The sequence below is a fragment of the Denitromonas iodatirespirans genome, assembly GCF_018524365.1.
Classification (GTDB): domain Bacteria; phylum Pseudomonadota; class Gammaproteobacteria; order Burkholderiales; family Rhodocyclaceae; genus Nitrogeniibacter; species Nitrogeniibacter iodatirespirans.
In genome coordinates, this window is the sequence record NZ_JAEKFT010000028.1 from 45,931 (window position 1) to 59,238 (window position 13,308).

General features: G+C 66.0%; 13 protein-coding genes and 1 pseudogene. 8 read left to right on the forward strand and 6 right to left on the reverse strand.

Features of this window, described 5'->3' with window-relative positions; translation table 11 throughout:
* Positions 1–67 precede the first annotated feature (67 nt).
* A complete protein-coding gene (gene dctP / locus I8J34_RS19490) occupies positions 68–1,090 on the forward strand; it encodes a TRAP transporter substrate-binding protein DctP (protein ID WP_214363307.1) in 1,023 nt (340 codons plus the stop codon).
* Between the two features lie 204 nt (positions 1,091–1,294).
* Positions 1,295–2,095 (forward strand): MOSC domain-containing protein, encoded by an 801-nt coding sequence (locus tag I8J34_RS19495; RefSeq protein ID WP_214363308.1) that lies wholly within the window; start codon positions 1,295–1,297, stop codon positions 2,093–2,095.
* An 88-nt stretch (positions 2,096–2,183) separates the two neighbouring features.
* Here the strand turns inward: I8J34_RS19495 and I8J34_RS19500 are convergent, their stop codons facing one another.
* Together I8J34_RS19500 and pmbA are read right to left on the reverse strand one after the other, a co-directional pair.
* Positions 2,184–3,266: a TRAP transporter substrate-binding protein gene (locus tag I8J34_RS19500; RefSeq protein ID WP_214363309.1), complete on the reverse strand. Its 1,083-nt coding sequence runs from the start codon at positions 3,264–3,266 to the stop codon at positions 2,184–2,186.
* A gap of 128 nt (positions 3,267–3,394) precedes the next feature.
* On the reverse strand, positions 3,395–4,735 hold the full coding sequence (gene pmbA, locus I8J34_RS19505) for a metalloprotease PmbA (RefSeq protein ID WP_214363310.1): 1,341 nt from the start codon (positions 4,733–4,735) through the stop codon (positions 3,395–3,397).
* A gap of 63 nt (positions 4,736–4,798) precedes the next feature.
* On the opposite strand from pmbA, the gene yjgA reads away from it, so the two are divergent.
* The 3 genes from yjgA (at position 4,799) to I8J34_RS19520 (ending at position 7,956) form a co-directional block, all read left to right on the forward strand.
* Positions 4,799–5,323, forward strand: coding sequence for a ribosome biogenesis factor YjgA (gene yjgA, locus I8J34_RS19510; RefSeq protein WP_214363311.1), 525 nt, complete (start codon positions 4,799–4,801; stop codon positions 5,321–5,323).
* 12 nt (positions 5,324–5,335) lie between these two features.
* Positions 5,336–5,929: a molybdopterin adenylyltransferase gene (gene mog / locus I8J34_RS19515; protein ID WP_214363312.1), complete on the forward strand. Its 594-nt coding sequence runs from the start codon at positions 5,336–5,338 to the stop codon at positions 5,927–5,929.
* A gap of 107 nt (positions 5,930–6,036) precedes the next feature.
* Positions 6,037–7,956 carry a sensor domain-containing protein gene (locus tag I8J34_RS19520; RefSeq protein WP_230411922.1) on the forward strand — a complete coding sequence of 640 codons (1,920 nt, stop codon included), beginning with the start codon at positions 6,037–6,039 and terminating at the stop codon, positions 7,954–7,956.
* A gap of 21 nt (positions 7,957–7,977) precedes the next feature.
* Here I8J34_RS19520 and msrQ read toward each other — a convergent pair whose 3' ends face one another.
* Both msrQ and msrP read right to left on the reverse strand, forming a co-directional pair.
* Positions 7,978–8,679, reverse strand: a complete 702-nt coding sequence (gene msrQ / locus I8J34_RS19525; protein WP_370661893.1) for a protein-methionine-sulfoxide reductase heme-binding subunit MsrQ — start codon at positions 8,677–8,679, stop codon at positions 7,978–7,980.
* A 3-nt stretch (positions 8,680–8,682) separates the two neighbouring features.
* Complete coding sequence (gene msrP / locus I8J34_RS19530; protein ID WP_214363313.1) at positions 8,683–9,621, reverse strand: protein-methionine-sulfoxide reductase catalytic subunit MsrP; 939 nt, start codon at positions 9,619–9,621, stop codon at positions 8,683–8,685.
* 241 nt (positions 9,622–9,862) lie between these two features.
* On the opposite strand from msrP, the gene aroG reads away from it, so the two are divergent.
* From aroG to I8J34_RS19545, 3 genes are all read left to right on the forward strand, one after another.
* Positions 9,863–10,942: a 3-deoxy-7-phosphoheptulonate synthase AroG gene (gene aroG / locus I8J34_RS19535; protein ID WP_214363314.1), complete on the forward strand. Its 1,080-nt coding sequence runs from the start codon at positions 9,863–9,865 to the stop codon at positions 10,940–10,942.
* A gap of 149 nt (positions 10,943–11,091) precedes the next feature.
* Entirely contained in the window at positions 11,092–11,340 is a 249-nt protein-coding gene (locus I8J34_RS19540; protein ID WP_214363315.1) for a helix-turn-helix domain-containing protein, read from the forward strand.
* Positions 11,340–12,656: a type II toxin-antitoxin system HipA family toxin gene (locus tag I8J34_RS19545; RefSeq protein WP_214363316.1), complete on the forward strand. Its 1,317-nt coding sequence runs from the start codon at positions 11,340–11,342 to the stop codon at positions 12,654–12,656. The genes I8J34_RS19540 and I8J34_RS19545 overlap by 1 nt, the downstream gene beginning before the upstream one ends.
* A 12-nt stretch (positions 12,657–12,668) precedes the next feature.
* On the opposite strand, the gene I8J34_RS19550 is transcribed toward I8J34_RS19545, so the two are convergent.
* Together I8J34_RS19550 and I8J34_RS19555 are read right to left on the reverse strand one after the other, a co-directional pair.
* Complete coding sequence (locus tag I8J34_RS19550; protein WP_144178993.1) at positions 12,669–12,956, reverse strand: encapsulin-associated ferritin-like protein; 288 nt, start codon at positions 12,954–12,956, stop codon at positions 12,669–12,671.
* A 125-nt stretch (positions 12,957–13,081) separates the two neighbouring features.
* Positions 13,082–13,308: pseudogene (locus tag I8J34_RS19555) on the reverse strand (IS3-like element ISAzo10 family transposase); the annotation flags it as partial.

Genomic DNA, 13,308 nt, shown 5'->3' on the forward strand with positions numbered 1-13,308 from the left:
CGAGTCGCCACGCGCCACATCGTGCCCGACCGACCGATTGCCCGATAACGAGGAGGAGACACCCACCATGGCATTCACCGTAAATATCAAGCAGCTGACACTGGGCGCCGCGCTGGCGCTGGCCGCGATGGGCAGCGCCAGCGCTGCCGAATGGAAGTTCGCCGTCGAGGAAAGTCCGGGCGACGTCCAGACCCTCTATGCGGAAGAGTTCAAGCGCATCATCGAGAAGCGCACCGGCGGCAAGACGACCGTCACGGTGTACACCTACGGCCAGCTCGGCAACGAGAACGACCTGACCGAACTGACGGCGGGCGGCGCGATCCAGTTCTCCAACGCCTCGCCGGGTCACCTCGGCACCTTCGTGCCCGAAGTGCAGGTGCTCAGCCTGCCGTTCCTGCTGCCCGAGTCCGACGCGGCGAAAGCCAAGGTGCTCTCCAGCAGCCCAGCGCTCTACGATTCGCTGGCCAAGGATTTCGCCAGCAAGGGGCTCAAGCTGTTCACCGTCTATCCGGAAGGAGAGATGGTGTGGACCACCAAAAAGGCGGTGCGCAAGCCCGAAGATCTGGGCGACGTGAAGTTCCGCGTGATGACCTCGCCGATCCTGATCGAACAGTTCAAGCTCTATGGCGCCAATCCGGTCGCCCTGCCTTGGGGCGAGGTCTATAGCGGCCTGCAGATGAACGTGATCCAGGCGCAGGTGAATCCGCCGTTCTTCATCGAGAGCGCCAAGTTCCACGAAGTCACCACCCATCTGATCTATCCGGGCGACGTCGAATACACCACCACCGTGGTGGCCAATGCCGATTTCTGGAACGGTCTGAGCGACCAGGACAAGACCATGCTCAAGGAGGTGCGCGACGAACTGCAGACCTTCATCATCGCCAAGCAGAAAGAAAAGAACGCGGCAGCGCTGGAAAAGATGAAGAAGGACAACCCCAAGCTCGAGGTCATCAAGCTCACCGATGCGGAGCGCGAGGTGTTCCGCAAGCGCGTCGAGCCGCTGAACGCCAAGCTGGTCGAGATGGTCGGCGGCCGCAGCGGGAAGATTCTTGAGCAACTCAAGGCGGATGCCGCGGCGGCAGCCAAGTAAGCGGCCGCGACCTCCGCAGGTGGCGGGCGCGAGTCGTCAGCCGCTGATGAACAAAGGCGCCGCAGTCGGGCGCCTTTGTTTTTTGGCCTTGCGCCAAGTGCGGCCAATCCGTTCGCGAGACCCGGTGGCAGTATACGGAGCATTGCCGGGCATGCCGTCGCTACCGATGGCATCCTCTGCCGTTCCGAACCAGGAGAATCCCCCATGCGCCAGTTCACGCTCGAGGCCCTGTATCGCTATCCGGTGAAGTCCCTCGCCGGTGAATCGTTCGGCGCGCTCGAGGTGGACGCGCGCGGCTTTCGCCATGATCGGCACTGGATGGTGGTCGATCCCGCAGGGCGCTTCATGACGCAGCGCGAGCAAGCCCGCATGGCCCTGATCGGCACGCATGTCACCGCGCAGGGTGAATTGCAGCTGAGTGCGCCGGGGATGCCGGCGCTGAGCCTTCCCGTGCGGCGCGATGGCGGGCGAATCGCGGTCGACGTGTGGGGCGACACGGTCGACGCCGTGCCCACTGACCCGGCCGCCGATGCGTGGCTGAGCGCTTTTCTCGACACGCCATGCCGGCTGGTGCATATGGCCGACGACGGCGTACGCCCGGTCGACCCCGATTTCGCCGGGCCGCAGGACCAGGTCGGTTTCGCCGATGGCTTTCCGTTCCTGCTGATCTCGCAAGCCTCGCTCGACGACCTCAACAGCCGCCTCGACGAGACGCTGTCGATGCGCCGCTTCCGGCCGAACCTGGTGGTCGCGGGCTGCCCGCCGTACGCGGAGGACACGTGGCGCGTCATCCGCATCGGCGACATCCGTTTCCGCGTCGTCAAGCCCTGTGCCCGCTGTGCCATTCCAACTGTCGATCCCGACACCGGCAAACGCGGCAAGGAACCCTTGCGCACGCTGGCGAGCTTTCGCCGACGGGGCCGTGAGGTGATGTTCGGGCAGAACCTGGCGCATGATGGCCGCGGCCGCCTTGAAGTCGGCATGACGGTCGAGGTGCTCGAATAGCGCGTGCGACGCCCGGCGGAAGGGGGCGGCGCGGAAATGAAAAATCCCCGCCGGAGCGGGGATTTTTCTGCTTGCGGGATCCGATGGATCAGCGCTTGCGGGTCTGCATGAAGCGGTCGAAGTTGGCTTCGGACACGCTGTGCCACAGGTTCTGGTCGTCGCGGAACTTGACCATGGCTTCGTAGATCTTCTTGAACGCCGGGTGTGCCGCGTTGGTCTCGGCGTACACTTCCTGGGCTGCCTTGTAGCAGGCTTCCATGACGTCGCGCGGGAAGGGGCGCAGCTTGGCACCGCTGGCCACCAGGCGCTTGAGGGCGTCCGGGTTCTTGGCGTCGTACTTGGCCATCATGTCCACGTTGGCTTCGGCGGCCGCGGCTTCGACGATGTTCTTGTACTCTTCCGGCAGGGCCTTCCACTTGTCCTGGTTCACATACAGCGACAGGTTCGGACCACCTTCCCACCAACCCGGGTAGTAGTAGTACTGGGCCACTTTCTGGAAGCCGAGCTTCTCGTCATCGTAGGGGCCGACCCACTCGGCCGCATCGATGGTGCCTTTTTCCAGCGACGGGTAGATGTCGCCGCCCGGAATCTGCTGCGGCACGGTGCCCAGCTTGGACATGACCTTGCCGGCAAAACCCCCGACGCGGAACTTCAGGCCGTCAAGATCCTTGACCGACTTGATTTCCTTGCGGAACCAGCCGCCCATCTGGGCGCCGGTGTTGCCCATCGGGAAGTTCATGATGTTGTAGGTGCCGAAGAATTCGCGCAGCAGTTCCTTGCCGCCGCCGTGCATGAACCAGGCGTTGTACTCGCGGGCGTTCAGGCCGAAGGGCACTGCGGTGTCCAGCGCGAAGGCCGGGTCTTTGCCGAAGAAGTAGTACGAGGCGGTGTGGCCGCACTCGACGGTGCCGTCCTTGACGGCGTCCATGACCGAGAAGGCCGGGACGATTTCACCGCCCGCGAACACGCGGATCTGGAACTTGCCACCGGTGGCAGCGGCCACGCGGGACTGGAACACCTCGGCGGCGCCGTAGATGGTGTCAAGGCTTTTCGGGAAGCTGGAGGCCAGACGCCACTGGATCTCGGGCAGACCTTGGGCGATGGCGGGGGCTGCGACTGCACCGGCGGCAAGGCCGGCACCCGTTTTTTTCAGAAAGGAACGGCGTTCCATATGTCTCCTCGCTATGACGTGGGCGGATGTGATTCGTGGTTCGTTAGACCGCGACAAATTATAGGAATCGCTGCGCGGCGTAAGGAATAGGGGTTTTCCCGTCGCCTCCCGCGGCGGGTTTTTTGCGCTCAGGTGCCGGCAATCGTCATGCGGTTGACGAGCAGGGAGCCGCTCTGTTTGGCGCCGCGGCGATGCACATCGCTGCCCACCGCTTCGATGCCGAGCAGCATATCGCGCAGGTTGCCGGCGATGGTGATTTCCTCTACCGGATGGGCGATCTGGCCGTTTTCGACCCAGAAACCCGCGGCACCGCGGGAGTAATCGCCAGTGAGGTAGTTGATGCCATGACCGAGCAATTCGGTGACGATCAGGCCGCGACCCATGCGGCGAACGAGTGCGTCGAAGTCGTCCGTGCCCGGTGCGACCAGCAGGTTGTGGGCGCCGCCGCCGTTGCCGGTGGTCTGCATGCCGAGCTTGCGGGCCGAATACACGCTCAGAAAATAGCCTTGCAGCACGCCGTCGACGATCACCTCGCGGTCGCGGGTCTGCACGCCGTCGTCGTCGAAGGGGCCGGAGCCCAGGCCTTTCTTGATGTAGGCCCGCTCGGAGATGTTCACGCAGGGCGAGAACACCGGCTTGCCGAGGCTGTCGAGCAGGAAGGTGGATTTGCGGTACAGCGCGCCGCCGCTGGCCGCGTGTACGAAGCTGCCGATCAGGCCGGCGGCCAGCGGCGCTTCGAAGATGACCGGCACCTCGCCGGTGGGCACGCGCCGGGCGTTGAGCCGCGCCACGGCACGGTCGGCGGCGGTCTGGCCGATATGGCGGGCGGCTTCCAGGTCGGCCGCGTCGCGCTGGCTGTCGTACCAGTAGTCGCGCTGCATGCCGTCGCCTTCGCCGGCGATCACCGAGCAGGACACGGAGTGGCGGGTGGTGGCGTAGCCGCCCATGAAACCCAGGCTGTTGGCCGAGACGAATTGCGATTCCTGGCGCGACACGTTGGCGCCCTCGGAGTTGCTCACCCGGCGGTCGCGTTCGAAGGCGGCGGTTTCGCACTCGCGCGCCAGGTCGATGGCTTGCTCGACCGACAGGTCCCACGGGTGGTGCAGGTCGAGATCGGGGAATTCGGTGGCCAGCAGCTCGGGGTCGGCCAGGCCGGCGTATTCGTCGGCGGCAGTGAAGCGGGCGATGGACAGCGCTGCGTCCACGGTGGCGCGCAGGGCGGTGGGCGAGAAGTCGGAGCTGCTGGCGTAGCCGCGCTGCTGGCCGACATAGACCGTCACGCCGATGCCTTTGTCGCGGTTGTACTCGATGGTGTCCACCTCGCTGCGGCGCACGGCCACCGACGCGCCGACCCCTTCGGACACATCGGTTTCGCAGGCGGTGGCGCCCTTGTCGCGGGCGTATTTGAGAATGTCGCTGGCGATTTCGCGCAGCGCGTCCTGGGAGTAGCTGAAGCCGTTTGCGGACATGGGCGGTGAGGGCCGGTGCGGGAAAGCTATAATCTTAACCGTTTCCGCCAACCGCCTACTTATATGACCGATCACGATCCGATCGACCTGCAGGACGACGTGCCCGAAGGGCCCAGCAAGACCCGCCGCAAGAAGGATTCGGACGCCCTGCAGCGCCTTGGTGCCGAGCTGGTGGCGTTGTCTGCCGACCGCCTCAAGAAGGTGCCGCTGCCCGACAATCTGCGCGACGCGGTGCGCGACTGCCAGCGCTTCAAGATGGAAGCGCGCCGCCGCCAGCTGCAATACATCGGCAAGCTGATGCGCCACATCGACCCCGAACCGATCCAGGCCATGCTCGACGTGTTCAACGGCGTGTCGGCCGAGGAGATCGCCCGCCAGCACCGCATCGAGCGCCAGCGCGACCGCCTGCTGGAAGACGAAGCCATGCTGTTCGAACTGGCCGAGCAGCACCCCGGCGCCGACCTGCAACGCTTGCGCGTCTTGCGCCGCAATGCCCTGAAAGAGCGCGAGACTCAGAAACCGCCGCGCGCCTATCGCGAGATCTTCCGCATCCTGCGCGAGATCGACGAATCCACGAACGACGAGTGAGAGCCGCCTGACATGAGCACCGACACCCTGCGTATTGGCCTGGTTTCCATCAGCGACCGCGCCTCCAGCGGCGACTACGAAGACAAAGGCGTGCCCGCGCTGCGCGACTGGTTTTCGCAGGCGCTCAGTTCGCCCTGGGAGATGGAGGCGCGGCTGATTCCCGACGATCAGCCGGCGATCGAGCGCACGCTCATCGAGCTGTGCGACGAGGCCGCGTGCGACCTGGTGCTGACCACCGGCGGCACCGGCCCGGCGCCGCGCGACGTGACGCCCGAGGCCACGCTGGCCGTGGCGCACAAGGTGATGCCCGGTTTCGGCGAGCAGATGCGTCAGATCAGCCTGCAGTTCGTGCCCACCGCGATTCTCTCGCGCCAGGTGGCGGTGATCCGCGGCAAGAGCCTGATCATCAACCTGCCCGGCCAGCCCAAGTCGATCAAGGAAACCCTCGAAGGGCTGAAGAACGCCGAGGGCGAATCGGTGATGGACGGCATCTTCGCTGCCGTGCCGTATTGCATCGATCTGATCGGCGGGCCGTATGTCGAAACGCATAGTGCGGTGGTGAAGGCGTTCCGCCCCAAGTCGGCCATTCGTCCGCCGTCTCGCTGAAAACATCACGCAGCATCCATGCTTGCTGAAAATTACTACGACCTTGTATATAGAATCGGGTAAATATTCCGATAGCGGTATTACGCGAGGGTCGAGGTTTGTCGGGCATGAGCTCCTGCCGCTGCTTGTCGAGATGGTTGCGCATCGGTGTCTGCATCGGGCTGACGCTGGTGGCGGTGGGCGTGCGCAGCGCGGCCGACGCGCCGGCCTTTCGGAGCGTCTTCGAGGCGCATGGCGCGGTGATGCTGCTGATCGCACCGGACAGCGGGCAGATCGTCGATGCCAATCCGGCGGCGGCGCGTTTCTATGGCTACTCGCGCGAGACCCTGCGCGCGATGCGTATCGACCAGATCAACACCTTCACCCCTGAGCAGATTGCCGAGGAGCGCCGCCTGGCGGCCAGTCGCGGCCGCAATTACTTCGTCTTCCGCCATCGCATGGCCGATGCGTCGCTCAGGACCGTGGAAGTCCACTCGCAGCCATTTTCCTTCGCCGGCCGACCGCTGCTCCTGTCGATCATCAACGACATCACCCCGGGGCGGCTGAGCGACCAGGGGTTGTGGCACTACCAGAGCCTGCTCGAAGCGCAGGTGGCAGACCGGGTGCAGGCGGCCAATGCCGCGCGGCAGCGCGAGCAGACGCTGCTGATCGTCGGTCTGCTGCTGCAGGCCGGCGTGATCGTGCTCCTAATCTTCAATATCCGTCGGCGCAAGCGCCTCGAACGGGCGCACGACGCGCTGACCCGGGCCGTGAGCGAAGAGCGCCAGCGGTTGGTCGACATCCTGTGGGGCACCGGGGCCGGCACCTGGGAGTGGATCCTCGATACCGGCCACATGCGGGTCAACAGCCAGTGGGCGAGCCTGGTCGGCCGAGCGCCGGAGACGCTGGCGGGGCTGACCGAGTCGCAGTTTCGCGATTTCATCCACCCCGACGATCTGGCGCGCTACCTGGCGGCACGGCGGCGGCATCTGGATGGTGAGAGTCCGGCCTACGAATGCGATCTGCGGGTGCGCGCCGGCAGCGGCGACTGGATCTGGGTGATGGATCGCGGCCGGGTGGTGGCGCGCGACACGCACGGGTACCCACTTCGCATGGCCGGCACCTGGCTGGAGATCACCGGCAAAAAGCAGTATGAAGACAAGCTGCGTCTGGCGGCCAGCGTGTTCACCCATGCGCGCGAGGCGATCATGATCACCGCCGTCGACGGCACCATCGTCGAAGTCAATGACGCGTTCTGCCGCATCACCGGTTTCGATCGGGACGATGTGCTGGGGCGGACGCCCAAGGTGCTCAGCTCCGGCCGGCATGACGAGGATTTCTACGCTCTCATGTGGCAGGCGCTGAACGAAAAGGGCCACTGGGAGGGCGAGGTCTGGAACCGGCGCAAGGACGGTGAGCTGTATGCCGAAATGCTGACCATCAGCGCGGTGCGCGACAATCACGGCAATGCGCCGTACTTTGTGGCGCTGTTCTCCGACATCACCGACCAGAAGCAGCATCAGCGCGAACTGGAACAGTATGCGCACTACGACATGCTGACCGGTCTGCCCAACCGCCTGTTGCTGTCCGACCGCCTGCGCCAGGCGATGGCGCTGGCGCTGCGCCGTGGGCACCGTCTGGCCGTGGCCTATCTCGACCTGGACGGTTTCAAGGCGGTCAACGACACGCACGGCCATGCGGCCGGCGACGAGGTGCTGACGCTCCTGTCGGCGCGCTTCCGCCTGGCGCTGCGCGAGGGCGACACCATCGCGCGGCTGGGCGGCGATGAGTTCGTCGCCTTGCTGGTGGACCCCGGCGAACCGGCGGCGATGCAGACCATCCTGCAGCGCCTGCTCGATGCGGCCGCCGCGCCGCTGGAATGGAAGGGGCTGCAGCTTCAGGTGTCGGCCAGCGTGGGGGTGGTGTATTTCCCGCAAAGCACACCGGTCGATCCCGACGCGCTGATCCAGCTGGCCGACGAGGCGATGTATCGGGCCAAGATGTCCGGCAAGAACCGCTTCTATATCGCGCCCGCAGCGACGACATAGGCGAACCGCCTGGGCGCGCCGTCAGCGCGGCAGAATCGGGATGATCCGGCTGCGCCCAGTGGCCAGGGGCGGCGGTGCCGACTGCTGGCGCCGGCGTTCCTGCTCGCGCCACCAGGCGCGCAGGCTCAGCAGCACGGCCAGGATCAGCGCGTAGATCAGCGGCTCGAACACATCGGCCTTGACCAGCCACCAGAAGTGCAGCACGCCGAGGATGGCGATGGCGTACACCGAGCGATGCAGCGCCTGCCACCGCCGGCCGCCGAGGCGGCGGATCATGGCGTTGGTGCTGGTCACCGCCAGCGGCACCATCAGCACGAAGGCCGAAAACCCGACGGTGATGTAGGGCCGCTTGAGCACGTCGAGCACCACCGCGTTCCAGTCGAAGAACTGGTCGAGCACGAGGTAGGTGGCCAGGTGCAGCGTGCCGTAGAAGAAAGCGTACAGCCCCAGCATCCGTCGCAGGCGCACCAGCCAGTGCCAGTGGGTGAGCTTGCGCAGCGGCGTCACGGCGAGGGTGATCAGCAAGAAGCGCAGCGTCCAGTCGCCGGTGGCGTGGGTGATGGTCTCGATCGGATTGGCGCCGAGCGCATCCCGGAAGAACGCGCTCGCCAGCAGGGCGAGCGGCACCAGACAGAGGCAGAAGATCAGCCCCTTGAGGGTGGCGATCTGCGTGTTCGACAGCATGCGCAGCGAGGCGGTGTGTGAGCTTGGCGTGGTGGTCATGGGTCAGAAATTCTTGCGCAGGTCCATGCCTGCATAAAGGGACGCGACCTGCTCGGCATAGCCGTTGAAGGGTAGGGTCTTGCGCTTGAGGAATTCGCCGATGCGCCGCTCCTTGGCCTGGCTCCAGCGCGGGTGGTCGACATCCGGATTCACGTTCGAATAGAAACCATACTCCGAAGGCCCGGCATCGTTCCAGGAGGTATTCGGCTGCTTGTCGGTGAGGCGGATGGTGACGATCGACTTGGCGCTCTTGAAACCGTACTTCCACGGCACCACCAGCCGCAGCGGCGCGCCGTTCTGGTTGGGCAGCACCTCGCCGTAGAGGCCGACGGCCATCAGCGTGAGCGGATGCATGGCTTCGTCCAGGCGCAGGCCCTCGCGATAGGGCCAGTCGAGCACCGGCCGGGTATTCATCACCTTCGGGTCATACAGCGAGACAAACTCTACGTATTTGGCACTGCCCAGCGGTTCGACCGCCTTGAGCAGGGCGGCCAGCGGAAAGCCCACCCACGGCACCACCATCGACCACGCCTCGACGCAGCGCAGGCGGTAGATGCGCTCTTCGAGCGGGGCGATCTTGTAGAGCTGGTCGAGGTCGAAGCTGCGCGGCTTGGCCACCAGGCCCTCGACCTTCACGGTCCACGGCTCGGTCTTCATGCGGTGGGCGTATTGCGCCGGGTCGGCCTTGTCGGTGCCGAATTCGTAGAAGTTGTTGTAGCGGGTCACGTCCTTGAGCGGGGTGAGCTCCTCCGGGGTGCTGAAGGGGCTCTTCGCCAGCGGGCCGAGATCGCGGGCCTGCGCGGCGAGCAACTGGCCCGGCCCCCCCAGGGCCAGGGTTGCGGCGCCCGCGCCGGCCAGGCGCAGAAAGCGGCGGCGGTCGGCGTACAGCGCGGGTGCGGTGATCTCGGAAGAGCGGATGTCGGCGGCGCGTTTGATCAGCATGGGAATCTCGTCGGTGGGCAGGTCATGGGATCAGACCTGCGAAGGGCGGCGATGCTTACACGTTGATGCGTTTGGTGCGCGAAGGTTCGACCCCGGCCGGGGGTGTCGACCCGTCTGACGGCCGGGCGACATGCCGATCGATACCGGGTGGCGTGCAGCGCGCCGCGTTGCAGCATTTGCATGAGGATTGGGCTACACTTTAAAGCTTGATTTCATTCGAAAAGCCACACGGAAAGCCATTATGCCTGCGTCAATCCTGCTTCATATCGACGATGTCCGCATCAAGGAAATCAAGGAACTGGTGCCGCCCTCCCATGTCCTGCGCGAATTTCCGGCCACCGAGCGGGCTGCGGCCACGTCCTATGAAGCGCGTCAGGCCCTGCACCGCATCCTCTACGGCGCCGACGACCGCCTGCTGGTGATCATCGGCCCCTGTTCGATCCACGACTACGAAGCGGCGATGGAATACGCCCGCCTGCTCAAGGAAGAGGCCGACCGGCTCAAGGACGATCTGCTCATCGTCATGCGCGTGTACTTCGAAAAGCCGCGCACCACGGTGGGCTGGAAAGGGCTGATCAACGACCCCTACCTCGACAACAGCTTCAAGATCAACGAAGGCGTGCGCCTGGCGCGCAAGCTGCTGTGGGACATCAACGAGATCGGCCTGCCCTGCGGCACCGAATTCCTCGACATGATCACCCCGCAATACATCGGCGATCTCATCAGCTGGGGCGCCATCGGCGCGCGCACCACCGAAAGCCAGGTGCACCGCGAGCTGGCCTCGGGGCTGTCCTGCCCGGTGGGCTTCAAGAACGGCACCGACGGCAACATCCGCATCGCCGTGGACGCCATCAAGGCCGCGCAGTCGCCGCACCATTTCCTGTCGGTGACCAAGGCCGGGCACTCGGCCATCGTGTCCACCCGCGGCAACGAGGACTGCCACGTGATCCTGCGTGGCGGCAAGAACACCAACTACGACGCGGCCAGCGTCGACGCCGCCTGCAAGGAGCTGGCCGCCAGCTCGGTGCCGGCGCGGGTGATGATCGACTTCTCTCATGCCAACAGCCGCAAGCAGCACCAGCTGCAGATCGAGGTGGCCGAAGACGTGGCCGGCCAGATGGCCGCCGGCGACGATCGCATCATCGGCGTGATGGTCGAATCCCACCTCAAGGACGGCCGGCAAGACCTCAAGCCCGGCGTCGAGCTGGAATACGGCAAGAGCATCACCGACGCCTGCATCGGGTGGGAAGACAGCGTGCGGGTGCTCAACCTGCTCGCCGAAGCGGTGCGCAACCGCCGCGTGCAGCGCGCCAGCGCCTGAGCGGCATCGCTGTTTGCGAGGAAGCCCGCCGCGTGCGGGCTTTTTCATGGCCGGGCTGTGTTGATCCCCTGCAAGGGTTAACTTGATTTAATCCCCTGCGGGGAATAAATTGCAGCTATCCCCTGTAGGGGGTTTTTGGGGAGTGCTGCATGTCCTTCGTCATGACCTCGCCCGACCAGCTCGGGCCCATCCTCAAGGGGCTGCGCAAGGCGCGCGCGCTGACCCAGCTGGAGGTCGCGCGGCAAAGCGGGCTCACGCAGAAAACCGTGTCGCTGCTCGAAACCGACCCGGCGCGCTGCCGGGTCGACACCCTGGCGCGCTACCTGGCCACGGTGCAGGCCACGCTCAGCCTCGACCTGAACGCGCCGGCCGCCGCCCCCGACGACGAGGCCTGGTGATGGGGCGGCCGCGCGCCTCGACGGCGCTCGGGCTGTGGATGAACGGCCAGCATGTCGGTCGCTGGGCGGTGAGCGCCCGCGGCGAGCACCGCCTGAGCTATGCGCCGGCCTGGATCGACGCGCCGCTCGGGCGCCCGGTGTCGCTGTCGATGCCGCTGCGCCCGGCAGACGCGCCCTACACCGGCGAGGTGGTGCGCAATTTCTTCGAAAACCTGCTGCCCGACAACACCGCCATCCGCCAGCGCATCGCCCGCCAGTTCGGCACCACCACCGAAGCCTTCGGCCTGCTCGCCGAAATCGGCCGCGATTGCGTCGGCGCCCTGCAACTGCTGCCCGAGGGGCAAACGCCCGACGACACCGCGGCGGTGCGCGCCGAGCCGCTGAGCGATGCGCAGGTCGAGGCGCATCTGGCCCGCCAGCGCAGCGCGCCCGCCTTCGGCGCCGACGAAGAAAACACCTTCCGCATCTCGCTCGCCGGCGCGCAGGAAAAGAGCGCCTTCCTGTGGCACGACGGCGCCTGGTGCCGGCCGCTGGGCAGCACGCCGACAACCCACATCTTCAAGCTGCCGCTGGGGCAGGTGCCCGGCGGCATCGACCTGAGCACCTCGGTGGAAAACGAATGGCTGTGCCTGCGCCTGCTGGCGGCCTTCGGCGTGCCGGTGGCCGAGTCGCAACTGCTGCGCTTCGGCCAGCAGCGCGTGCTGAGCGTGACCCGCTTCGACCGGCGCCGCAGCGCACAGGGCCGCTGGCTGCGCCTGCCGCAGGAAGACTTCGCCCAGGTCTTCGGCATCGACCCCAACCTGAAATACGAAAGCCACGGCGGCCCCGGCGTGCGCGACATCCTCGACCGCCTGCTCGGCTCGACCCAGGCCGCCACCGACCGCGCCGACTTCTTCCGCAGCCAGGTGCTGTTCTGGATGCTCGCCGCCATCGACGGCCACGCCAAGAACTTCAGTGTGTTCATCGAGCCGCGCGGCCGCTACCGGCTCACGCCGCGCTACGACGTGCTCTCCGCCTACCCGGTGATGGGGCACGGCGCTGGGCGGCTGTCGCCGCACAAGATCAAGATGGCCATGGCCGTGTGGGGGCGCAACCGCCACTACCGCTGGTCGGAGATGCGCCGCGCGCACTTCGAGCAGACCGCCACCGATTGCCGCGTGCCCGACGCCGCCGCGATCATCGACACCCTGGTGGCCCGCACCCCGCAAGCCATCGCCGACGTGTCCGCCGCCTTGCCCAAGGGCTTCCCCCCGGCGCTGGCCGAGGCCGTGTTCGACGGCCTCGCCCGCGCCGCGCAGACGCTGGCGGCGGGCTGAGCGATTGCGCGGCTATTTGTGCGCGATCGCCTTCTTGGTGAACAGGTAGTCCTTCATCTCTTTAGAGAAGGCCGGGTCCTTGCGCCGGATCCACTCCAGCACCATCGCCGCGTGCTCCTTCTCCTCGTCCCGGTTGTGCTCCAGGATGGCTTTGAGCTCCTTGTCCTTACAGGCATCGGCGCGCTGGTTGTACCAGTCGACCGCCTCCAGCTCTTCCATCAGCGAGACGATCGCCCGGTGCATGTCGCGGGTCTCGTCGGACAGCTCTTCAATCGGTTCGTGATAGCCAACACTCGACATCTTGGTCTCCTTTCCGGTGGACGGGGGCGTTTCAGTTTGCCAGTGGGCGGGGCGTCGGGGAAGGGTGGGGGCGTCGTCGGGGATTCAGATGACGGCGGAGCAAGTCAAGATAGTTGTCGCCTGATTCATGCAACTAACGCGAGTATGCCTTCAGCATGTAGTGTCGCATTGACGACAGCGTCTCGCTCCGGATTGAGCGTCACGAGGCCGATATGCGACCAATCGCGCGTGTGGCGCGACCAGCGCCGCGGGTTGCGCTCGCGAGCGTGCAGGTAGGTCTGGTGACGCGCGGCCAGGATGTTGCGATCTTCACCCGCGTGGCGCTGCGCAGGGCTCACGTACCGGATGCCAC